This window comes from Rahnella selenatireducens, assembly GCF_046449555.1.
GTDB lineage: Bacteria > Pseudomonadota > Gammaproteobacteria > Enterobacterales > Enterobacteriaceae > Rahnella > Rahnella selenatireducens.
Window position 1 is genome coordinate 364,261 of sequence record NZ_JBKEZJ010000004.1, and the last position, 21,310, is coordinate 385,570.

At 53.2% G+C, this 21,310-nt stretch carries 18 protein-coding genes; 7 read left to right on the plus strand and 11 right to left on the minus strand.

Annotated features, from left to right (window positions below; translation table 11 throughout):
- Positions 1-78: 78 nt before the first annotated feature.
- From lpdA to yacL, 3 genes are all read left to right on the plus strand, one after another.
- Entirely contained in the window at positions 79-1,503 is a 1,425-nt protein-coding gene (gene lpdA / locus ACLBVC_RS09385) for a dihydrolipoyl dehydrogenase (protein WP_165059027.1), read from the plus strand.
- Positions 1,504-2,440: 937 nt separating this feature from the next.
- Positions 2,441-5,038 carry a bifunctional aconitate hydratase 2/2-methylisocitrate dehydratase gene (acnB, locus tag ACLBVC_RS09390; protein ID WP_410149377.1) on the plus strand — a complete coding sequence of 866 codons (2,598 nt, stop codon included), beginning with the start codon at positions 2,441-2,443 and terminating at the stop codon, positions 5,036-5,038.
- A gap of 77 nt (positions 5,039-5,115) precedes the next feature.
- A complete protein-coding gene (gene yacL, locus ACLBVC_RS09395; protein ID WP_410149378.1) occupies positions 5,116-5,481 on the plus strand; it encodes a protein YacL in 366 nt (121 codons plus the stop codon).
- Positions 5,482-5,484: 3 nt separating this feature from the next.
- On the opposite strand, the gene yddG is transcribed toward yacL, so the two are convergent.
- The 8 genes from yddG to ACLBVC_RS09435 form a co-directional block, all read right to left on the minus strand.
- Positions 5,485-6,363 carry an aromatic amino acid DMT transporter YddG gene (gene yddG, locus ACLBVC_RS09400; RefSeq protein ID WP_410149379.1) on the minus strand — a complete coding sequence of 293 codons (879 nt, stop codon included), beginning with the start codon at positions 6,361-6,363 and terminating at the stop codon, positions 5,485-5,487.
- 101 nt (positions 6,364-6,464) lie between these two features.
- Positions 6,465-7,334: a hypothetical protein gene (locus ACLBVC_RS09405; RefSeq protein WP_410149380.1), complete on the minus strand. Its 870-nt coding sequence runs from the start codon at positions 7,332-7,334 to the stop codon at positions 6,465-6,467.
- A gap of 340 nt (positions 7,335-7,674) precedes the next feature.
- On the minus strand, positions 7,675-8,364 hold the full coding sequence (locus ACLBVC_RS09410; protein WP_410149381.1) for an SDR family NAD(P)-dependent oxidoreductase: 690 nt from the start codon (positions 8,362-8,364) through the stop codon (positions 7,675-7,677).
- Between the two features lie 3 nt (positions 8,365-8,367).
- Entirely contained in the window at positions 8,368-8,838 is a 471-nt protein-coding gene (locus tag ACLBVC_RS09415) for a YhcH/YjgK/YiaL family protein (protein WP_410149382.1), read from the minus strand.
- A gap of 46 nt (positions 8,839-8,884) precedes the next feature.
- The gene (locus tag ACLBVC_RS09420; protein ID WP_410149383.1) at positions 8,885-10,063 is read right to left on the minus strand and encodes a sialidase family protein; all 1,179 of its coding nucleotides are present in this window, start codon (positions 10,061-10,063) and stop codon (positions 8,885-8,887) included.
- Positions 10,064-10,065: 2 nt separating this feature from the next.
- A complete protein-coding gene (locus ACLBVC_RS09425) occupies positions 10,066-11,481 on the minus strand; it encodes a sodium:solute symporter family protein (protein ID WP_410149384.1) in 1,416 nt (471 codons plus the stop codon).
- Positions 11,482-11,564: 83 nt separating this feature from the next.
- Positions 11,565-12,452: a dihydrodipicolinate synthase family protein gene (locus ACLBVC_RS09430; RefSeq protein ID WP_410149385.1), complete on the minus strand. Its 888-nt coding sequence runs from the start codon at positions 12,450-12,452 to the stop codon at positions 11,565-11,567.
- A 43-nt stretch (positions 12,453-12,495) separates the two neighbouring features.
- A complete protein-coding gene (locus tag ACLBVC_RS09435) occupies positions 12,496-13,632 on the minus strand; it encodes an iron-containing alcohol dehydrogenase (protein WP_410149386.1) in 1,137 nt (378 codons plus the stop codon).
- Positions 13,633-13,826: 194 nt separating this feature from the next.
- Between ACLBVC_RS09435 and dtnK the strand changes: the two genes are divergently transcribed.
- The 3 genes from dtnK to ACLBVC_RS09450 are packed head-to-tail and all read left to right on the plus strand — an operon-like array spanning position 13,827 to position 16,941.
- Positions 13,827-15,173 carry a D-threonate kinase gene (dtnK, locus tag ACLBVC_RS09440; RefSeq protein WP_410149387.1) on the plus strand — a complete coding sequence of 449 codons (1,347 nt, stop codon included), beginning with the start codon at positions 13,827-13,829 and terminating at the stop codon, positions 15,171-15,173.
- The gene (locus ACLBVC_RS09445) at positions 15,166-16,146 is read left to right on the plus strand and encodes a D-threonate 4-phosphate dehydrogenase (RefSeq protein ID WP_410149388.1); all 981 of its coding nucleotides are present in this window, start codon (positions 15,166-15,168) and stop codon (positions 16,144-16,146) included. Before dtnK ends, ACLBVC_RS09445 begins: the two co-directional genes overlap by 8 nt.
- Before the next feature lie 36 nt (positions 16,147-16,182).
- The gene (locus ACLBVC_RS09450) at positions 16,183-16,941 is read left to right on the plus strand and encodes a DeoR/GlpR family DNA-binding transcription regulator (RefSeq protein WP_410149389.1); all 759 of its coding nucleotides are present in this window, start codon (positions 16,183-16,185) and stop codon (positions 16,939-16,941) included.
- A gap of 71 nt (positions 16,942-17,012) precedes the next feature.
- Here the strand turns inward: ACLBVC_RS09450 and speD are convergent, their stop codons facing one another.
- From speD to ACLBVC_RS09465, 3 genes are all read right to left on the minus strand, one after another.
- A complete protein-coding gene (gene speD / locus ACLBVC_RS09455) occupies positions 17,013-17,807 on the minus strand; it encodes an adenosylmethionine decarboxylase (protein WP_410149390.1) in 795 nt (264 codons plus the stop codon).
- Positions 17,808-17,835: 28 nt separating this feature from the next.
- The gene (gene speE, locus ACLBVC_RS09460) at positions 17,836-18,711 is read right to left on the minus strand and encodes a polyamine aminopropyltransferase (protein ID WP_410149391.1); all 876 of its coding nucleotides are present in this window, start codon (positions 18,709-18,711) and stop codon (positions 17,836-17,838) included.
- 191 nt (positions 18,712-18,902) lie between these two features.
- Complete coding sequence (locus ACLBVC_RS09465) at positions 18,903-19,250, minus strand: YacC family pilotin-like protein (protein ID WP_195813749.1); 348 nt, start codon at positions 19,248-19,250, stop codon at positions 18,903-18,905.
- Positions 19,251-19,462: 212 nt separating this feature from the next.
- Here ACLBVC_RS09465 and cueO point away from each other — a divergent pair, with 212 nt between their 5' ends.
- Entirely contained in the window at positions 19,463-21,082 is a 1,620-nt protein-coding gene (gene cueO, locus ACLBVC_RS09470; protein ID WP_410149392.1) for a multicopper oxidase CueO, read from the plus strand.
- The last annotated feature ends 228 nt before the right edge of the window (positions 21,083-21,310 follow it).

A 21,310-nucleotide genomic window follows, 5' to 3' on the forward strand; every position in this document is an offset into this window, starting at 1 on the left:
TAGAACGACCCGGTGGATGATGGGCGTTGCAGCATAAAAATGACGTCTGACCCGCCGGAAATAAATTAAGAGGTCATGATGAGTACTGAAATTAAAACTCAGGTCGTGGTACTTGGGGCGGGCCCTGCAGGCTATTCTGCTGCTTTCCGTTGCGCTGATTTAGGTCTTGAGACAGTTCTGGTTGAACGTTATTCCACCCTGGGTGGCGTGTGCCTGAACGTAGGCTGTATCCCTTCAAAAGCTCTGCTGCATGTTGCTAAAGTTATTTCTGAAGCAAAAGCTCTGGCAGAACACGGTATTGTTTTCGGTGAGCCGAAAACCGATATCGACAAAGTGCGTCTCTGGAAAGAGAAAGTCATCAACCAGCTGACCGGTGGTCTGGCAGGTATGGCGAAAGGCCGTAAAGTCAAAGTCGTTAACGGCTTGGGCAAATTTACCGGTGCAAATACTCTGGTTGTTGAAGGCGAAAATGGTCCAACGACCATCACTTTCGACAATGCAATCATTGCGGCGGGTTCCCGTCCAATCAAACTGCCATTCATTCCTCATGATGATCCACGCGTATGGGATTCCACCGACGCACTGGAACTGAAAACCGTCCCTGAGCGTCTGCTCGTGATGGGCGGCGGTATCATCGGTCTGGAAATGGGCACCGTTTACCATGCGCTGGGTTCTCAGATTGACGTGGTAGAAATGTTTGATCAGGTCATTCCTGCGGCTGATAAAGACGTGGTGAAAGTCTTCACCAAGAAAATCAGCAAGCAATTCAACCTGATGCTGGAAACTAAAGTGACTGCCGTAGAAGCCAAAGAAGATGGCATTTACGTCACCATGGAAGGTAAAAAAGCGCCAGCCGAACCACAGCGTTATGACGCTGTGCTGGTGGCAATCGGTCGCGTACCTAACGGTAAGCTGCTGGAAGCAGGCGCTGCGGGCATCGAAGTTGACGACCGTGGCTTCATCCACGTCGACAAACAAATGCGTACCAACGTGCCACACATCTTTGCTATCGGCGACATCGTCGGTCAGCCAATGCTGGCGCACAAAGGTGTTCACGAAGGTCACGTGGCAGCCGAAGTTATCTCCGGCAAAAAACACTACTTCGATCCGAAAGTCATTCCGTCAATTGCCTACACTGAGCCAGAAGTTGCCTGGGTTGGCCTGACTGAGAAAGAAGCGAAAGAAAAAGGCATCAGCTACGAAACCGCCACCTTCCCGTGGGCAGCTTCAGGCCGTGCTATCGCTTCCGATTGTGCAGACGGTATGACCAAACTGATCTTCGACAAAGAATCTCACCGTGTTATCGGTGGTGCGATTGTCGGTACCAACGGCGGCGAGCTGCTGGGCGAGATTGGTCTGGCCATCGAAATGGGTTGTGATGCAGAAGATATCGCGCTGACCATTCATGCTCACCCGACTCTGCACGAGTCAGTGGGTCTGGCAGCAGAAATCTACGAAGGTAGCATCACTGACCTGCCAAACCCGAAAGCCAAGAAAAAATAATTCTGGCCTGACGGTATGAATAAGCGGCGCTGAAAAGTGCCGCTTTTTTTATGTCTGAAAATCAGGTTTGAAAAAGGTCGCCCGTTCAGGCGACCTTTAGCGTTACTTGTTCTGAGAAAGTACGTTGATCTGAACATTGACGTGTGAAACTGACCACCCGCTATTGCCCATATCTAACGCATTGCTCAGTACAACGAGCAGGATACAAACTGACGTCCTTTTCATTGCGTGATTCCTGTTACGAACCACGAACACCGGCATTTCATCGGGAAAATAACGGTGAAACAAGCGCTTGGTAGCGCCTGAACCGCAGTACTGATGAATCTGCTCCCAACTGCCCGGTGACCGGCTGCTGAAACGGCGAAGCAGCTCGGGAAAGATGCTAATGCAAAATCACCCAATTTGAATATTTTCAGTTTTATATTGGAAAGCATCTCGCAAAGACAATCTTTAGGATTGTTTTTCACGCGTTTTGTGGTCAATATGCAACCGCTTGGTAGCGCTTAATAGTAAGGATTCCCCCGGTGCCTGCTAACATTTTGGGAATACAAATAGATCGTCCTTTGAGGCGGTTTTTTTGTGCCTTTTTTCTCCCTTTCCGACTATTTATTCCCTTGTGCCAATAAGGTTGTTGTGATGATCTAGAAGGCGAATTGGGATGAACAGCCGATCCGTCTGTGCTCAACGATTCAGCAAAGATTTAATGTTGCTTTTATGTGAACGAATTAACAAGCGGGCAAAATCCTGCTATGCTGCTTCGGCGCTAAAGGGCACTGTGCTCAGGTTCAGGACGTAAAGTTTCCGATCAAGAAACCCTCTTACCCGCAGTGTCCCCGATTCATCAGACAGCTTGATTTTCCCTGTCCCTACAGGCATGACGTGATGCTGATGATGGAAGCCAGGCATAATAAATGACAATGAGAGCGAGGAGAATGTCGTGCTAGAAGAATACCGTAAGCACGTAGCCGAGCGTGCTGCAGAGGGCATCGTCCCTAAGCCACTTGATGCTTCACAGATGGCAGCGTTGGTTGAGTCCCTGAAAAATCCGCCAAAAGGCGAAGAAGAAACTCTGTTAGACCTGCTGATTAATCGTGTTCCGCCGGGCGTTGACGAAGCCGCCTATGTTAAAGCCGGGTTCCTGGCTGCCGTCGCCAAAGGCGAAACTACCTCCCCGTTGGTCACTCCTGAAAAAGCCATTGAACTGTTAGGCACCATGCAAGGTGGCTACAACATTCATCCGCTGATCGACGCACTCGAAAACGAAACGCTGGCGCCGATTGCCGCTAAAGCGTTGTCCCATACGCTGCTGATGTTCGATAACTTCTACGATGTGGAAGAAAAAGCGCACGCAGGAAACGAACACGCGAAGAAAATTTTGCAGTCGTGGGCGGATGCCGAATGGTATCTGTCACGCCCGCAGCTGGCTGAAAAAATCACCGTCACCGTTTTCAAGGTGACCGGCGAAACCAACACCGATGATTTGTCACCGGCTCCGGATGCCTGGTCCCGTCCAGATATTCCATTGCACGCGCTGGCCATGCTGAAAAACGAACGCGAAGGTATCCATCCGGATCAACCTGGCAGCGTCGGCCCGATCAAACAGATCGAAGAGCTGAACAAAAAAGGTTTCCCGCTGGCCTATGTCGGTGACGTGGTCGGTACCGGTTCTTCCCGTAAATCTGCGACAAACTCCGTGCTGTGGTTCATGGGCGACGATATCCCTCATGTGCCGAACAAACGCGGCGGCGGCGTAGTGCTGGGTGGCAAAATTGCGCCAATCTTCTTTAACACCATGGAAGATGCCGGTGCATTGCCAATTGAAGTGGACGTTTCTAACCTGAATATGGGCGATGTGATCGACATCTATCCGTACAAAGGTGAAGTGCGTAACCACGAAACCGGTGAAGTGATTGCCACTTTCGAACTGAAAACTGATGTTCTGCTGGACGAAGTTCGCGCCGGTGGCCGTATTCCGCTGATCATCGGCCGTGGTTTAACCACCAAAGCCCGTGAATCGCTGAAACTGCCTCAGAGCGAAGTATTCCGCATCGCGAAGCCGGTGGCTAAGAGTAACAGAGGCTTCTCGCTGGCGCAGAAAATGGTGGGCCGCGCCTGTGGTGTTGCCGGTATTCGTCCGAACGAATATTGCGAACCAAAAATGACGTCTGTGGGTTCTCAGGACACCACCGGCCCGATGACCCGTGACGAGCTGAAAGACCTGGCGTGCCTGGGCTTCTCCGCTGATTTAGTCATGCAGTCATTCTGTCATACCGCTGCGTATCCTAAGCCGGTTGACGTGACCACGCACCACACACTGCCGGACTTCATCATGAACCGTGGTGGTGTTTCCCTGCGTCCGGGCGACGGTATCATCCACTCGTGGCTGAACCGTATGCTGTTGCCGGATACTGTCGGTACTGGCGGTGACTCCCATACCCGTTTCCCGATCGGGATTTCGTTCCCCGCGGGTTCCGGTCTGGTGGCGTTTGCCGCAGCGACCGGCGTGATGCCGCTGGATATGCCAGAATCCGTTCTGGTGCGTTTCAAAGGTGAAATGCAGCCGGGTATCACCCTGCGTGATCTGGTTCATGCCATTCCTTACTACGCCATCAAGGAAGGTCATCTGACCGTTGAGAAGAAGGGTAAGAAAAACCTCTTCTCTGGCCGTATTCTGGAAATCGAAGGCTTGCCGGAGCTGAAAGTTGAACAGGCATTTGAACTGGCGGATGCGTCCGCAGAACGTTCAGCGGCCGGTTGTACGATCAAACTGGATCAGGCGCCAATCAAAGAATACCTGAGCTCTAACATCGTGCTGCTGAAGTGGATGATCTCTGAAGGTTACGGCGATCGTCGTACCATCGAGCGCCGCATTAAAGGCATGGAAGAGTGGCTGGCGAATCCAAGCCTGCTCGAAGCCGATGCCGATGCAGAATATGCTGCGGTGATCGAAATCGATCTGGCGGATATCAAAGAGCCAATTCTTTGTGCGCCAAACGATCCGGACGATGCGCGTCTGTTGTCTTCTGTTCAGAACAGCAAAATCGACGAAGTGTTTATCGGTTCGTGCATGACCAACATCGGTCACTTCCGCGCCGCCGGTAAACTGCTCGACAGCCATAAAGGCGCGTTGCCAACCCGTCTGTGGGTTGCGCCGCCGACCAAAATGGATGCCGCACAGCTGACCGAAGAGGGCTATTACAGCGTCTTTGGTAAGAGCGGTGCGCGTGTTGAAATTCCGGGCTGTTCACTGTGTATGGGTAACCAGGCGCGTGTGGCCGACGGTTCTACCGTGGTTTCCACTTCAACACGTAACTTCCCTAACCGTCTGGGCAACGGCGCCAATGTTTATCTGGCCTCCGCTGAGCTGGCGGCTATCGCGTCTCTGCTGGGTCGCCTGCCGACACCAGAAGAATATCTCAGCTATATGGCTGAAGTGGATAAGACTGCGGTGGATACTTACCGTTATCTGAACTTCGACAAGCTGAGTGAATATACGGATAAAGCTGACGGCGTGATCTTCCAAACCGCAGTCTAAATCGTTATATTTGCGCGATTGACGGAAAGGAGGCTTCGGCCTCCTTTTTTATTTTCATTTTTCCAGAGGGCTGAACCATGGATTACGATTTTCTGCGCGATATCACCGGTGAGGTCAAAGCCCGCTTCTCAATGGGCCATGAAGTGCTTGGTCACTGGCTGAATGAAGAGGTGAAGGGCGATCTGAGCGTGCTTGATGCTGTCGAAGCCGCGCTGGCTGAGCTCAAAGGCAGCGAGCGCCAGACCCAGCGGGTCGGCCATGAATACACGTTGCTGCTGGCCGATGACGAAGTGATGATCCGCGCGAATCAGCTGGATTTCGATGGCGATGAAATTGAAGAAGGCATGAGTTATTACGACGAAGAAAGCCTGGCTTTTTGCGGCGTCGAGGACTTTCTGCAAGTCCTCGCCAAATACCGCAATTTTGTGACCACTTACCGCTAAGTTTTACTTCCCGCGCGAGGCAGTCCAGCACAGCAACGAACCGCCGACGACCATCAGCACACCCGGCCAGAAACTCGCGCCCGGCAGCGTGCGCAACCACAATCCGGCAATCAGAATCGATGACAGCGGCGTGAAATACGACAGCGCCGCGACCAGTGTGGCATTGCCCTTTTTCATCGCCAGATCCCAACACTGATAGGAAATTGCCGTTACTGCGCCCATCGCCAGCAACTCCAGAATGGCCGGTAGCGTCAGGCTGATCCGGTTCGAAGAATACGTGAAGTACAGCGCCCACAGCACCGCACCGGTCGCCAGCAGAAACAGCGGCAGAACGCCTTTGCCCTTGCACATTACGCGCACCAGATTGGAATACAGTGCCCACGACACCGCCGCGCCCAGCGCCAGACTGTAGGCCACCGGATTACCACGCACGTTACGCATCAGCTGATGAATATCCAGCCCGTGACCGCCGCTGATCGCCCACAGCACACCGATAAATGCCAACACGACACCCGGCCAGATCCACCAGCGCACCCGCAGTTTTAATAACGGAACGGCAAAAAGCAGCGTCAGGCTCGGCCAGAGATAATTAATCAGTCCGAGTTCCAGCGTCTGCTGGCGGGTATGTGCCAGGCCAATCGCCAGTGAAAACGCCACCATATAAAAGACAAACAGCAGGCCGCAGACAATCAGATACGACGCAGATTCTCCGCGCAGCGATGGTCTCCCGCCCGCCATCCAGACCATAATCCCGCTGACGGTATAAATTGATGCGGCGGCGCCAAAAGGCCCCAGCGATTCAGACAGACTGCGGGTGAGCGCCACGCTCATGCTCCACAGCAAAATGGCAAGAACGCCAAACAGCGTTGCGAAACGATCCATCGGAAAGGTAAGCCTCAGAAGAAGAAGACTTTAAAGATAAGCGATTGTTGCGTTGGTGGAAACCGCAACAATCGACTTAACAGGCTCTTTAGGAGAATGCATTAAAAGTAGAAACCGACTTCGAGGCCGAGTGTGGACGTGGTTGTCGCTGGCTGGTAATAACCTACAGTGCTTCCGTTCAGGTCGCCCTGTTTCTCGTCCGATTTGCCGTATTTCTGATGCACGTAGCTGGCTTTAACAAAGACATCGTCGTTGATGTTCCAGGTCAGGCTGGTAAACGGCGAAAGCTTTGATTTCGGCTCCAGCCAGACTGCGCCCTGATTGCTGTGCGTCCAGGTTTTAATCGGATACAGCGCACCACCTTCCAGGCTCAATCGCGAGTCGGCGGTCAGTTGCCAGTTAGCGCCTAAAGAGGCTTTGGCATAAGGCTGCAAAGACACTTCAACCGCGGTATAGCGTCGCGTTCGATCTTCGCTGGCGATATAGACATTGTCAGAGCGGATGTTACGCAACCATACCTGGCCGCCAAGCGCACCTTTCATATCGAAAGACACGCTCTCTGACGCCCGATAACGGTAACCGCGCGTCAGATCCGCACTGTAGCCGGTGTAGTAGGTTTTCCCCTTGAGCGATCCGTTCGGCACATTGGCCTGATCGTCCAGAGTACTGCCTTTGTAATTAACGATCCCGAACATAACACTCATGTCCCAGGCTTTTAATAAACCTTCTCTGGCATCAAGATAATTATTGGATCCGAAATTAACGCGCAGGCGCGGGCCATGTTCAGCAACATATTTACCGTCCATATTATCGACGGATTCGTCCCACTTATAATATTCAGCACCATAACTGACATAGTGCCGCATCCCTTCAGTATTATTGCTTAACAAACTTTCCCCGGCCCGGGAAACCCCGGAAACCAATAAAGAACTCGTGACCAGCAGGCTGGATACGGTCTTTAATTTACTCATTGTCATTTTTTATTTCTGCTTGCAGGTGGATGGAGCTGGTTGCTTAGTAAGCAATAGGGCGATGCTAAAGGTCGGAGCGGGATATATAAAGGGATTTATCGTTTTTTCGGAAAAAAGCGATCTTTTGATCTGCGTTAAGTCAAATTAAAGGCGATATATAAGATTGATTTGATTTATAGCCTGTATATTAGTTTTATAATTTGGCTTAATTCGCAGATCTTTGATCGGGTAATTTGACTTAAATAAGGATTTTGTTGGTGTTTAAGTATTAATTTGTCTTAAGGAGTGTAGCCGGTTTTTAAGACGGCCACGTTATTTTACTTAAGTAATGCTTATTGAGTTATAGCGATGCGCCGCCACAAATAATTAATTGCTGGCCGGTGATTGCCGCTGCTGAAGGGGAGAGTAAATAGCAAACCAGGTCGGCGACTTCCTGCGGCTGGATAAAGCGTCCAATTGGCGGCAGCTTCGGCGGTGAATTTTGGCGTTGCGGGTTTTCCAGCATAGGCGTCTGCGTCGCGCCGGGCGCAACAATATTGACGGTAATCCCGCGCGGTGCCAGCTCCGCCGCCCAGCTTCTCGCCATTCCGATCATGGCCGATTTAGTCGCGACATACTGACTACGGCCGGCAACGCCGGAAGAAGTGCGGCTGCCAAGCAATACTATGCGGCCACCGTCCGGCATTTTGTCCACCAGCCGGTCGGCCAGAACTTCTGCAACACCAACATGCAGCTGCCACAGTGCTGCGCTGGCCTGCGTATCCAGTTGCCCCAGCGGTGCCGCTTTCATCATGCCCGCCGCGTGGATCAGGGCGTCAACGTTGGAAAGCGTTTCCAGCAGGGCGGTCAGTTTTGCCGTATCGGTGATATCGAGTGCAATTCCGGTAAAATTAGCGTGCGGGAAACTCACCTTGCGGCGCGCCAGCCCGGTCACCTTCCAGCCTTGTGCCAGCAATGTCAGGCACACCGTTTCGCCAATGCCTGAACTGCAACCGGTCACCAGTGCATGTCTGACAGTAACAGGGGGCATTATTTATCTCCTGAATGCCGAAGCCGGGACTTTGAACACGGCTTTCCGCACGACGTCGGGGCGATTTGTACAACACAATGCGCGATGCGGCTCGCCGGGGGCGAACGTCACAAAGTCCCCGCTGCGCAGTAAAATCTCTTTCGACAATTGAGGATTTTCAAGAATAAACAGATCTGGTTTCCGCTCGGTGGCGGGCTGTCCGGTGACGTTTCGCGTATCAAAACCAATGATTTCCTCGCCTTCCAGTACGACCTGAATATCCAGCCAGTCACGATGAAATTCCGTATGCCGTTCCGCCGCAGGTGACGTATTCGCGTTGCCAATCGTGCAAAACCACTCAGCGCCTTCCGGCTGAAAACGCCCGTCTTCCCGCGCGCACAATGCGGCCAGTGAACACGCCGGTAGTGTCAGGATCTGGCGAAGCGCATCGGGTAATGTGGCCAGTTCCAGCGCTTGTAAATGACCTGTAATCATGTGTAGCTCCTGATTAAAAAAAGCCCGCGACAGCGGGCCTGAGGGATCAGCCTTTTACCCAGGATTCATCCACGCAGACGTATTTGATTGCCTGACGATAGTAGGTGAAGGCGATGTGCAGTTCACCGTTTAGCCCCTGCTTGATGCTCGGATAAGAGAACTCACGGTTCAGTTTTTGCTGCGAATTGTTGGTCATGCAGTAGCCGTCACCGGTTTCCAGATTGCGCTGGTAAGGCCACGTGCGGCCGCCGTCTTCAGAAATCGCCAGCGTCATCGGCGCACGCGGTGCACCCCAGAACGCGCTGCGACCTCCAGTTTCCACCGGCGCTTCAGAGCGGGCATCGTCTTCTTCATCTTCAATTTCGTCATACAAAGACGCGCGACGTTCACTGGCGTCTGCCGCACTCAGCTTGTTAAACACCAGTGCCAGATGGCCGTTGACGAGCGTGGTGACCTGAATGGACGAATTATTGTTAGGCAGCTCTGTCGGCTGCGGCGCAGTCCACGTATTGCCGCCATCGACAGACCGGCTCTGATAGATAAAGTCTGCCCAGCGGCTGCGGTACAACGCCAGCAGGCTGCCGTCGTGCAGCGGCGTAATGTTCATGTGTACGCAACCAGTGCTTTCCGGCACGGACACATCGCGCCAGCTTTTGCCCTGATCGCTGGAAATTTTGACCGCGCTGTCATCATTGTTACCGACCCATTTTTCACCGGATTGCGTCCGGCAATAAAACACCGGCAAAAGCCAGTCGCCGTTGGCAAGAACCGTTACCGGCTGGCGGATAAACGTGCCGGGTTTGTCGAGCAGCGTGCCAATCTTGCCCCAGCTTTTGCCCAGATCCTGTGACTGGCGAAAACGAACAATCGCGGTGTCCTGATTTCCGGATTTCTGTGCGGTGTACATCAGCCAGAGCACGTTATCAGGAGCGAGAAACAGCACCGGATTCTGTTCAGAACGGCTGGCATCTTCGGAAAGTTTTACCGGCTGGCCCCAGACCTGCGCACCTTTTTCCAGGCATGACAGATAAATCGAGATGTCCGCAATCCCTTCCTGAGTCCCGGCAAACCATGTACACAGCAGGCTGCCGTCGGGCAAAGGCAGCAGATTGGCGGCATGATTTTGCGGACAATCAGACGGCAACATGGCGTCCCGACGTGCGGCGTCGTTTTCCGGGATGTGGACTTTTCCGCTGCGTTCGACGGTTAGCGTTTCAGTGGTCATCTTTAAGCTCCAGACTTTTGAATAATTTGTGCATTTTTACTTTTACCGGCGCGCTGCGGAATCAAACGGTCAATCACCATAATGATGGCCGGCGTGACCAGCGCAATGTACATATTGTTAATACCAAACGGATCGCCGAGTACATACCATACGGATGTCACGACGCAGGCACCGATCAGGCCGACATTCGCACCGCGCGCGCTTTTGAAGAACGGCAGGTAGAAAGCCATGACTGCAACCACGGAAATCGAGAGGCGGATTGCGCGGGTGAAGAAGGAAAGTTTCAGCACCTCCGGTACCAGCAGTACGAAAATCAGCGGCAGGAAACCAATCAGCAGCGACAACCAGCGCGTCATTTTGAATTCGCGCTCAGGTGTTGGATTGCGGTAAGGCACGTAGAAATCTTTCACAATCAGCGAGGCGATGGCCAGCGCCACGGTACTGACGCTGACGAATATAGAAGCCACCAGCGACGTGGTTACCAGACCTGCCAGCCATGGATTCATATCCTGAATAAAGACCGGCAGCGCATACAAGCTGTTCATGTCAGGATGCAGGAATTTAGCCGCCACGCCGATCATGCCAATCGCCAGCGCAATCGGTACGCAGAAGAAGAACGCGACCCAGGTTGCACGCTTTGCAGACTCAGCGCTTTTGGTGGAAGAGATGGCCTGAATGACGAACTGTGTACAGAAAATAGAACCGATAGTGCCAATCAGCCATGCAAAGATGGTACTGGCGCCAATGCTGCCGTCCCACGTCCAGTAGAAGTCTGGCATCTCTTTGACCATCGGCATCACGCCACCGGTCATGTGCAAGGCGATGCCTAAAATCACCAACACGCCGATGTACTTGATAGCGCTGTGCAGCATCGTCACCCACGCCATGCCTTTCATGCCTCCGAACGCAAAGTAGAACGTGCTGACGACTGCAGTGATAAAGGCCGCCACCGGCAGATTCACTTTCAGCACCGTGGAAATCGCCGCCGCGCCGCTCACGTAGTTCCCGACGTTCACCAGCAGCAGCGCGTAAATCATGATGATGGAAATGATGTTCTTGGTTGTGTTGCCGTACTTTTCAGCAATTGCGCCCGAAATGGTGATTTTGCCGGTGTTATAAATGCGTTTGACCAGCAACAGACCAAAAATCGGGAAGCCGATGGCAGCACCCAAAATCGACCAGGATGCTGCAAAACCGCCTTCGAAAGCTGCCTGCGCCGTACCGATGGTGGATTTGGCGCCGATGTATTCTGACATCAGCAGCACGCCGACAATAAACGCAGGCATTGCGCGCGAACCTTCCATGAAATCGCCGCTGGTTTTACTGCGCAACCGGTAGGTCAGCCAGGTGGTGAACAGGATGTAGGCGAGCACAATGCCAATAATAATTAACGTATCTGATGAGCTAAATTCTTTCATTTTTTCCTCACACAGCGCGTAGGGGACCTTGCCTGCGCACTTTCATGCGCAGGAGATCGGTAGATTCGTTCGGTAAGACGCGTTTAGCCGCGCAAATTGAATTCTTTTATGACGGTCAGGATCTTCTGTGTATCGTCCTGCGTGAATTCCACCGGATACCGGCTTTCACCCACGTTAAACCCGAGCAGATTCACGGCTTTTTTAACCACGGCCGGTGAAAACGCAATGCTGTACAAATCGGTGCGGATCTTATTGATGTCTGCCTGCACCGCTTCGGCGGCGGCAGGCTGGTTTTCCTGCAGATGGCGGTAAACGGCGTTGACCTGTGCGGGGATAATATTGGCGATACCGGAAATGCAGCCGGCGCTGCCTTCGGTGAAACCGCGATAAATCAGTGAATCAGGCCCGGTCAGCACGTCAAAATCAGCAAACTGCTGACTGACCTCGTGAAAACCGTGCAGGCTCTCGTACGAACCAGCACTGTCTTTAATCCCTTTAATATTAGGATGATCGGCCAGTACGCGGACTACGTCCGGCGTCAGCGTATTACCGGTTCTTGCCGGAATATTGTAGAGATATACCGGAACCGTCAGCGCATCGGCGACGGCGCGGAAATGCGCAATCAGCTCCTGCGGACGCAGCGCCGCAAACCACGGCGTAATCACCGACACGGCGCGCACGCCGAGTTTCTCAATCTGTTTTCCCAGACGAATGGTGTCGCGGGTAGAAATCTCGCCGACATGCGACATCACGCCCGTGTCATCGCCCGCGGCTTCGAGACAAATCTCTGTGACCTGAATTTTTTCCTGCTCGCTGAGCATAAAGAATTCGCCGTTAGTGCCGTTACAGAAAATATTATTTCCTGCCTGTTTCTGGCGTTTTACCTGCTGGCGCAATGCGTCACCGTCGAGTTCTCCCCTGGCGGAGAACGGCGTCACAATGGCGGTATAGACTCCGGTAATATTATTCATTTTATTCTCTTTACGTCGTTGTAATCGGATATGAAATAAGGGGTTAACGAATGCTGCGGTAAATTTCCGCTATTTGATTTTTGTCGACCGGCATCGGTACATTTTTAATTAAACGTTGTACCTCTATTGCCCCCTGCGACAAATAAGGAATGTCGTCAGGTGTGATATTCAGCTGGCTTAATTTGACCGGTAAATCCAGGCGATGGACCAGCGCATCAAAATATTCCACCAGTGCATAGGATTTTTCTTCTTCACGTAATGTCGGGTCAGCGCCGGGAATTAAGTCATAGGCTTGCGCAAATTTATTCACGGCGGAAGGTCTGACAAAAGCCATACAAGGCGCGAGCAGAATGGCGTTCGCCACCCCGTGAGGAATGTGATATTTCCCGCCGAGCGGATAGGACATAGCGTGAACCAGATGGGTACCCGCATGGGCAATCGAAGCGCCGCCGTAATAAGACGCCCACAGCATATTCAGCCGTGCCTCCAGATTTTCCGGTTCGGCAACGGCCGTTTCGAGGCTGGCAAACAATTTTTTCATGCCGACCAGCGCGAAGTTATCACTGACCGGGTTAGCAATGACCGACGTGAAGCATTCGAAAAGGTGGCACAGCGCATCGATGCCGGTTGAGGCCGCAATGCGCGCGGGCATACTGGTGGTGAGTTCGGGCACCAGCGCAACATAATCGGGCAGCATGACCGGCGTAATAATGCCTATTTTGGTTTCCTTTTCGGGGATCGCCAGAATCGCGTTTGGCGTGGCTTCTGAGCCTGTGCCTGCAGTGGTGGGGATCAGTAACGACGTCGTGCGGCGTTGCGGTTTCTCACCTGCCAGCAGACTGCCGAGCGTCACGACTTCATCTCCGGCGCACAGAATCGAAAGCAGCTTTGCGACGTCCAGAACACTTCCACCGCCGACGCCAATCACCAGATCGACCTGCGGCTGACCCAGGGTTTTCAGAATGTCGGCGACGTCATGCTGGCTCGGTTCCGGCGGCACATTATCAATTATGCTCACCTGACAGCCCGCGTTATCGAGCTGACCGATAAGCGACTGCACCGGCGGCAGGCCAATAATGTTTTTGTCGCTGACCAGCAGAACCTGACGTTTTCCGGCCAGCAAGTAGCCGATGTCCTGTAATGACTGAAAACCGCTGATGATCGTAGTGTCTATATTCATGCCTTTTTCCTGCCGTCTGAGTCTTTAGTAAGAGTGAGTTCAATCATTAAAGATCGACACTCCTCACATCGTCAGGGCAATTTATAGGCGAAATTGAAGTTGAATAATTTGAACTTGCTCACATATAATCAATCATGATTGAATATAATCATATCCAGCAAGATTAACCTGACCTCATTCATCACGGAGCCACGATGGCCGAAACAGCAGCAACCACAGACTCTCATCACACAGCCGGATTGCTGGTGATTGCCGACGACTTTACCGGCGCGAATGATACCGGCGTGGCGCTGGTGGCGCAGGGAATGTCGGTATGCGTGCAGTTTGACATTACTGGCAGCGTGGAAAAAAACCGCGCCGGTCACGCACTGATTTACAGCACCGACAGCCGGGCTATGAGTGCAGCGGATGCCGCGCTTAAGGTCACGCAGGCTGTGCTGGTCGCATCACCGGTTTCCACTGAGGAAGGATGGGTCTTCAAGAAAATCGACTCCACGCTACGCGGGAATCTGGGGGCAGAAACCGAAGCCGCACTGATGGCGCTCGACTGCCCGCTGGCGATTGTCGCGCCCGCAGTACCTGAACTCGGGCGAGTGGTAAAAGACGGGCTTTGCTACGTGAATGACCGCTTACTGACGGAAACAGAATTCGCCACAGACCCGAAAACGCCGGTCAGCACGGCCAGCGTCGGCGGACGTCTGGCTGACCAAACATCGCTGCGCCAGCATCACATCAGCCTTGAGGCGCTGCGCTCCGGTGATTTTCAGGCGCAGCTTTTCGCGCTGACGGCCTCGGGTGTTCGCATTGTTGTGGCCGACAGCCAGACCGCAGACGATTTGAACCTGATTATCCGGGCCGCTGAAAGTCTGCCATTCAGGCCACTGCTGGTCGGTGCTTCCGGCCTGAGCCATGCGCTTGCGCAACATTGTCTGACGCCGCAAATCTCGCCTGTGAATATCACTGAACGCACAGCCGCGCCGCTGCTGGCGGTTATCGGTTCAATGAGTGAAATCGCGGCGCAGCAGATTGCTTTTGTACAACAACACCGCCCCGTTTTACTGATCGACATTGATGTTCTCCGGCTCTTCTCAGCGGATTCAGACAGGTTGCTGACGACGCTTTCTGCTGAAATTCGCCACGCCGTCGCGGAGGGCAAACATTGTTTTATCCGTACCCGCCAGAATGAAGAACAACGGCATTCCGTTGCCCTGTTTTGCCAGCAAAATCACATCAGCCGCCCGCAAATGGGCGGGCGCATTGCCGCCTTTCTCGGGCAATTGATTCAGAACGTTTTACAGCAACTGGAGACGAAACCGGGCGGACTTTATCTGTCAGGCGGAGATATCGCGCTGGCCGTTGCCCGGGCTCTGGGCGCGAAAGGATTTGAAATCAAAGGACAGATTGCAGGCTGTGTTCCGTGGGGTTTTTTACTCGACGGCCCGCTTAACCGGTTGCCGGTCATGACCAAAGCGGGCGGGTTCGGCACTGAAAATACGCTACTTGAAGTTTTACGCTTTATTGAGGAGAAGTTGAGTGACTAAAATTATTGCTGTAACCATGGGTGATCCTGCCGGTATCGGCCCTGAAATTATCATTAAAGCGTTAGCTGAAGGTGAATTGTCCGGGACGCCTGCGGTGGTGGTAGGATGCGCGGCGACTTTCCGCCGGATCCTCGCACTTGGCATCACACCCGCCGCAGAGTTGCGAATTATTGATGACGTTTCGCAGGCACATTTCGCGCCGGGCGTGATCAACGTGATCGACGAACCGCTGGCGGATCCGCAGGCGCTGGTGCCGGGAAAAGTGCAGAAAGAAGCCGGTGATCTGGCCTATCGCTGTGTGAAACGGGCCACCGAACTGGCGATGGTCGGGCACGTTCACGCCATCGCTACCGCTCCCCTTAATAAAGAGGCGATGCATTCTGCCGGGCATATTTATCCGGGGCATACCGAATTGCTGGCAGAACTGACGGGCAGCCGGGACTACGCGATGGTGCTTTACACCGACAAGCTGAAAGTTATTCATGTCACCACGCACATTGCCCTGCGTAAGTTCCTCGATACGCTTAACGCCGGGCGCGTGGAAACTATCATTCAGATGGCAGATACCTTCCTGCGTCGCGTCGGTTACGAAAACCCGCGTATCGCGGTGGCGGGTGTGAATCCGCATGCCGGTGAGAACGGATTGTTCGGCGATGAAGAAATCAGGATTGTCGGGCCGTCTGTGGAAAAAATGAAAGCTAAAGGCATTAATGTCGCCGGGCCTTGTCCGCCGGATACTGTATTCCTGCAAACCTACGAAGGGATGTATGACATGGTGGTGGCGATGTATCACGATCAGGGGCATATCCCGCTGAAACTGATGGGGTTCTATGACGGTGTGAACATTACGGCGGGCCTGCCTTTCATTCGTACGTCGGCAGACCACGGCACCGCATTTGATATTGCGTGGACAGGAAAAGCCAAGTCTGAGAGCATGGCGATCTCCATTCAGTTAGCCGTACAACTGGCGTAATTCTGCGCCAGCGGCGCAGGGAAAAAAGGAATCACGTTGACCGGACAAAGCCGCCTCGATCAGATTATGGATTATCTGAAAAGCCATAATCTGGTCACCGTTGAACAACTGGTTGCCGCCATTGCGGCCTCGCCGGCGACCATTCGCCGGGATCTGATTAAACTGGACGAGCAGGGCGTCATCAGCCGCAGCCACGGCGGCGTGACGCTCAACCGCTTCATTCCCAGCCAGCCGACGACCAATGAAAAGCTTCAGCGCAGCCTGCAGGAAAAACAGGCCATCGCCGTAGTCGCTGCTGCTCTGGTAAAACCGGGCGATGCCGTCGTCCTCGATGCAGGCACCACGATGCTTGAACTGGCGCGCAATCTGACCCATTTGCCTCTGCGGGTCATTACAGCCGATTTGCGTATCGCGCTGTTTTTATCGGAATTTAAACAAATCGAAGTGACCATTATTGGCGGGCGTATCGACGACAGCAGCCAGTCATGCGTCGGCGAACATGGCCGCCGGTTGCTGCGCAGCGTCTATCCGGATATCGCGTTTATCAGTTGTAACTCGTGGAGCCTGGACAAAGGCATCACCACGCCGACAGAAGAAAAAGCCGGACTCAAGCAGGATCTTGCCGTCAATGCGCGTCGCCGGGTATTGCTGGCGGACAGCAGTAAATATGGCGCGTACTCATTGTTTTGCGTCACACCGCTGGCCGGGATGACCGACATTATTAGCGATAAAGGTCTGAACGCAGAAATCCGGCAAGTTCTGGACGATCAGCTCTTTACGCTGACTCTGGCCTGAAACCAGCAGAGAATTCGCGATAAAAAAAGCCGGACATCCTGCGATGCCCGGCCTTTTCTTTTATGTGCCGATCAGACGGCAGGGAGATTCCGGCCGTAGTAGATTTCCTGCATTTCTTTGTACAGCAAATCGGTGATTTCCTTGCGTTCCTGCGCGCTCAGTTCTTCTGGGTTTGCATTAAACAGATAATGCTTTAGATCGAATTCTTTCAGCAACATCTTGGTATGGAAGATATTTTCCTGATACACGTTCACGTCCATCATCTTGTACAGCCCTTTCATATCCTGCGACATAAAGTTCTGAATCGAATTGATGGAATGATCGATGTAGTGCTTCACGCCGTTCACGTCACGGGTAAAACCGCGGACGCGGTAATCAATGGTGACGATGTCAGATTCCAGCTGGTGGATGAGGTAGTTCAGCGCTTTCAGCGGTGAAATCACGCCACAGGTGGACACTTCAATGTCGGCGCGGAACGTACACAGGCCGCCTTCAGGATGGCTTTCCGGATAGGTATGCACGCAGATGTGGCTTTTATCGAGGTGCGCGACCACGGAATTCGGCAGCGGGCCCGGATGTTCGGTGGTATCGACATCACTGGGGTCAATAGGCTCTTCGCTCACCAGAATCGTGACGCTCGCGCCCTGTGGTTCGTAATCTTGCCGCGCAACGTTAAGAATGTTTGCACCAATAATCGAACAGGTTTCGGTGAGGATCTCGGTTAAGCGGTTAGCGTTATATTCTTTGTCAATGTAGGCAATATAGCCATCACGATCGGCTGCGCTTTTAGCGTAGCAGATATCGTAGATACAAAAACTCAGGCTTTTGGTCAGGTTATTGAAGCCATGCAGTTTCAGTTTTTGCAATTTAGTTCACCTCCTTGCGGATACGGCATCAGCGCGCAGCTGACAGGGCATTCAGTAAATACTGCGGCAAGGCAAAGCTGCCGTGATGGATCGCCGGATTGTAATAACGACATGTAATGCCTGCTGCGTCAAAGCGCGCCTGCAATGTCTGGCTGTCAATCTGGCGGTAAGCCGGGTTATTGGTCGCCCAGGCGAAGGTCATGATGCCGCCGTAATAGGTCGGGATCGCGGCCTGATAGAAACTGACATCACTGAAATAGTGGCTCAGTTTGGTGTGGCTGTTGACCGCTTCATCCTGCTGGAGGAAGCAGACGCCGTTTTGCGCCACGAAAATGCCGCCCGGATTCAGGCAACGTGCGCAACCTTCGTAGAAGGCCGAGGTGAACAGGCTTTCTCCCGGACCGATCGGATCGGTGCAGTCGGAGATGATCACATCAAACGTTTCAGCAGTCTGATTCACGAAATTCACGCCGTCTTCAATCACCAGATTGAAACGGGCATCATCGTAAGCCCCGGCATTATGATTGGGCAGATACTGGCGGCAAAATTCCACCACGCCGGCATCAATTTCCACCATCGTGACCGATTCCACGGCTTTATGACGGCAGACTTCACGCAGCATACCACCGTCGCCACCGCCGATGATCAGCACTTTTTTGGCATCGCCGTGCGCCAGTAACGGGACATGCGTCAGCATCTCGTGATAAATGAATTCATCACGTTCGGTGGTTTGCACCACGCCGTCGAGCGCCATTACGCGCCCCAGCGCCGCATTCTCAAAAATCACCAGATCCTGGTGTTCAGTTTTCTCACGGTACAACTCTTTTTCGACGCTGAAGTACTGGCCAAAATGGGCGTGCAGCGTCTCATACCATATTTCTTTGGATGACGAGTTCCGGGACATGTCGTTGTTTCTCCTGAGCATTCGCAGCCATAAAAATGGGCGCACATGATAGCTAACTCTGCCTGCGCATGCACGGTTGAATTTCACACAGATTAATTTAGCTTAATTGTAGCTGAGCGAGGCGTGACGCGGATCGGGAGGGGGAAAATGAAACGCTCCGGCAGCAAATTGACGGAGCACTGCGGGGAAATTTAGTTGGTGTAGGCCAGCAAACTCAGTGAATCGCGCGCCAGAGATTTGCATTTGGTCGGTTTTGGAACGGCGATACCGCTCAGGTCGCGATAACTGTCTTCGCCCATCGCCTGCATATTGAAACTGTTGTAGTTGCTCAGGTCCCAGCGGTTTTGCTGTGCGAAAAAGACGATCGCTCGTTTGATTTGGGTGTTCGGCAGTTGTTCGTAGCCGCAGTTATTTTTTAAATAGACGAAGACCGCGGTCAGATCCGCCAGATCTTCCGCTTCTGACTCACTCAACGCCTGGCTGGCGGAGGAGAAGCCGAGCAGCGACAGTAACAGCAAACACAATGTTGTTCTTTTCATGGAAGTGTTCTTGTTCTTTTAGATTGAAAGATTAGAAAGACCTGGCTCAAAGAGAATCGAAATGACGTTACCATATTTGCCACAAGTGGCACCAAATTTCTTTTCTGCGTGCCCGCCACTTGACCTTCCCCTTAGTGGAGGGTTTAGGCTGTCGTACTATTATGGCAGTTTTATGCCGTTCGTCTGGCAATTTTCCCTCATAAGGACTGAATATGAACCGTCGCGATTTCGTGAAGTGGACAACGCTTTTGGGTGCCGCCAGCACGTTACCCGGCTGGAGCCGCTTTGCGCTGGCAGATGACCGCCCGGCGCTGCCCATTCCCGCACTGCTTGAACCGGATGCCCGCAGCGTGATTTCGCTTTCCCTGCAACGTGGTCAGAGCCCGTTTCTGCCCGGTGTGAATACACAAACCTGGGGTGTGAACGGCAATCTGCTGGGGCCCGCGCTGCGCGTGCGGCGCGGTAAAGCGGTCAATGTCACGGTCAGAAACAATCTGGACGTCGCGAGCACGGTTCACTGGCACGGGCTGGAAATTCCCGGCGACGTCGATGGCGGCCCGCAAGGGCTGATTGCGCCTGGCCAGAGCCGCAGCGTGAGTTTACAGCTCGATCAGCCCGCCGCGACCTGCTGGTTCCACCCGCATCCGCACCAGACCAGTGGCTATCAGGTGGCGATGGGGCTGGCCGGATTAGTTCTGATTGAAGATGAAGGCAGCGACGCATTACAGATCCCGAAACGCTGGGGCGTGGATGATATTCCGGTCATTTTGCAGGATAAACGCCTCAACGACGCCGGGCAGATTGATTACCAGATGGACGTGATGACTGCCGCTGTCGGCTGGTTCGGCGAACACATGCTCACTAACGGCGCGATTTATCCGCAGCACGGCATTTCGCGCGGCTGGGTGCGTTTTCGTCTGCTCAACGGCTGCAATGCGCGCTCGCTGCACATCGCCACCAGCGACCAGCGGCCGATGTACGTTATTGCCAGCGACGGCGGTTTTCTCGCCGAGCCGGTGAAAGTCAGCGATTTGCCGTTGCTGATGGGCGAACGGTTTGAAGTGCTGATCGATTGCAGTGACGGTAAAGCGTTTGATCTGGTCACATTGCCGGTGAAACAAATGGGCATGACGCTGGCACCGTTCGATAAACCGTTGCCGGTGCTGCGTATCCAGCCGACGCTGACGCAAAGCGGCGGTTCGCTGCCGGATTCCCTGATTAAACTGCCTGCGCTGGTGTCTGTCGATAATCTGCCTTCACGCTGGTTACAATTGATGATGGATCCGCAGCTGGATCAGCAGGGGATGGCCGCGCTGATGAAACGCTACGGTCATAACACAATGGCCGGAATGAGCATGGATCACGGCGGCGGGGATAGGGGAGATAGTGATATGGCGGCGATGCCGGGGATGTCCGGTTCAGGCCATGACGGCCACGGCGCTATGGCCGGGATGGATAGGGGCAAAGCGTCCGGAAGTTATGATTTTATGCAGGGCAATAAAATCAATGGCAAAGCGTATGACATGAACGTTCCTGCGTTCGATGTGAAACAAGGGCAATACGAGAAATGGACGATCTCCGGCGAAGGCGACATGATGCTGCATCCTTTCCATATCCACGGCACGCAGTTCCGTATTCTTTCTGAAAACGGCCAGCCGGTCGCCCCGCATCGTCAGGGCTGGAAAGATATCGTCCGCGTCGAAGGCGCCCGCAGCGAAGTACTCGTCCGCTTCAGCCATCTGGCGGATAACCAGCACGCGTACATGGCGCACTGTCATCTGCTGGAACACGAAGATACCGGCATGATGCTCGGGTTTACGGTTTCGGCTTAAGCGACGTCCCTGATTTCCTTTCTGTAATTTCTTAAAAATCAGTGGCCCGGGGAGCTTTCTCCGGGCCATTTTTTCTTTTGCTCTTCCCGCATCTATTCCTTTTGTGCTAACACTTGCTTATCAATATTTCATTTTGAAAGATAAAACTTTCAAAATGTGATCAATATAAAATTATTATAAATTCATAATGATTATATTTTCAGCGTGGAGTGACAAAACATGAAAGCT

Excerpts from the sequence above, each read along its gene's own strand:
- lpdA (WP_165059027.1), top strand. The coding sequence starts at position 79 with ATGAGTACTGAAATTAAAACTCAGGTCGTGGTACTTGGGGCGGGCCCT.
- yacL (WP_410149378.1), top strand. The coding sequence starts at position 5,116 with ATGGATTACGATTTTCTGCGCGATATCACCGGTGAGGTCAAAGCCCGC.
- yddG (WP_410149379.1), bottom strand. The coding sequence starts at position 6,363 with ATGGATCGTTTCGCAACGCTGTTTGGCGTTCTTGCCATTTTGCTGTGG.
- ACLBVC_RS09405 (WP_410149380.1), bottom strand. The coding sequence starts at position 7,334 with ATGAGTAAATTAAAGACCGTATCCAGCCTGCTGGTCACGAGTTCTTTA.
- ACLBVC_RS09410 (WP_410149381.1), bottom strand. The coding sequence starts at position 8,364 with ATGCCCCCTGTTACTGTCAGACATGCACTGGTGACCGGTTGCAGTTCA.
- ACLBVC_RS09415 (WP_410149382.1), bottom strand. The coding sequence starts at position 8,838 with ATGATTACAGGTCATTTACAAGCGCTGGAACTGGCCACATTACCCGAT.
- ACLBVC_RS09420 (WP_410149383.1), bottom strand. The coding sequence starts at position 10,063 with ATGACCACTGAAACGCTAACCGTCGAACGCAGCGGAAAAGTCCACATC.
- ACLBVC_RS09425 (WP_410149384.1), bottom strand. The coding sequence starts at position 11,481 with ATGAAAGAATTTAGCTCATCAGATACGTTAATTATTATTGGCATTGTG.
- ACLBVC_RS09430 (WP_410149385.1), bottom strand. The coding sequence starts at position 12,452 with ATGAATAATATTACCGGAGTCTATACCGCCATTGTGACGCCGTTCTCC.
- ACLBVC_RS09435 (WP_410149386.1), bottom strand. The coding sequence starts at position 13,632 with ATGAATATAGACACTACGATCATCAGCGGTTTTCAGTCATTACAGGAC.
- dtnK (WP_410149387.1), top strand. The coding sequence starts at position 13,827 with ATGGCCGAAACAGCAGCAACCACAGACTCTCATCACACAGCCGGATTG.
- speE (WP_410149391.1), bottom strand. The coding sequence starts at position 18,711 with ATGTCCCGGAACTCGTCATCCAAAGAAATATGGTATGAGACGCTGCAC.
- ACLBVC_RS09465 (WP_195813749.1), bottom strand. The coding sequence starts at position 19,250 with ATGAAAAGAACAACATTGTGTTTGCTGTTACTGTCGCTGCTCGGCTTC.
- cueO (WP_410149392.1), top strand. The coding sequence starts at position 19,463 with ATGAACCGTCGCGATTTCGTGAAGTGGACAACGCTTTTGGGTGCCGCC.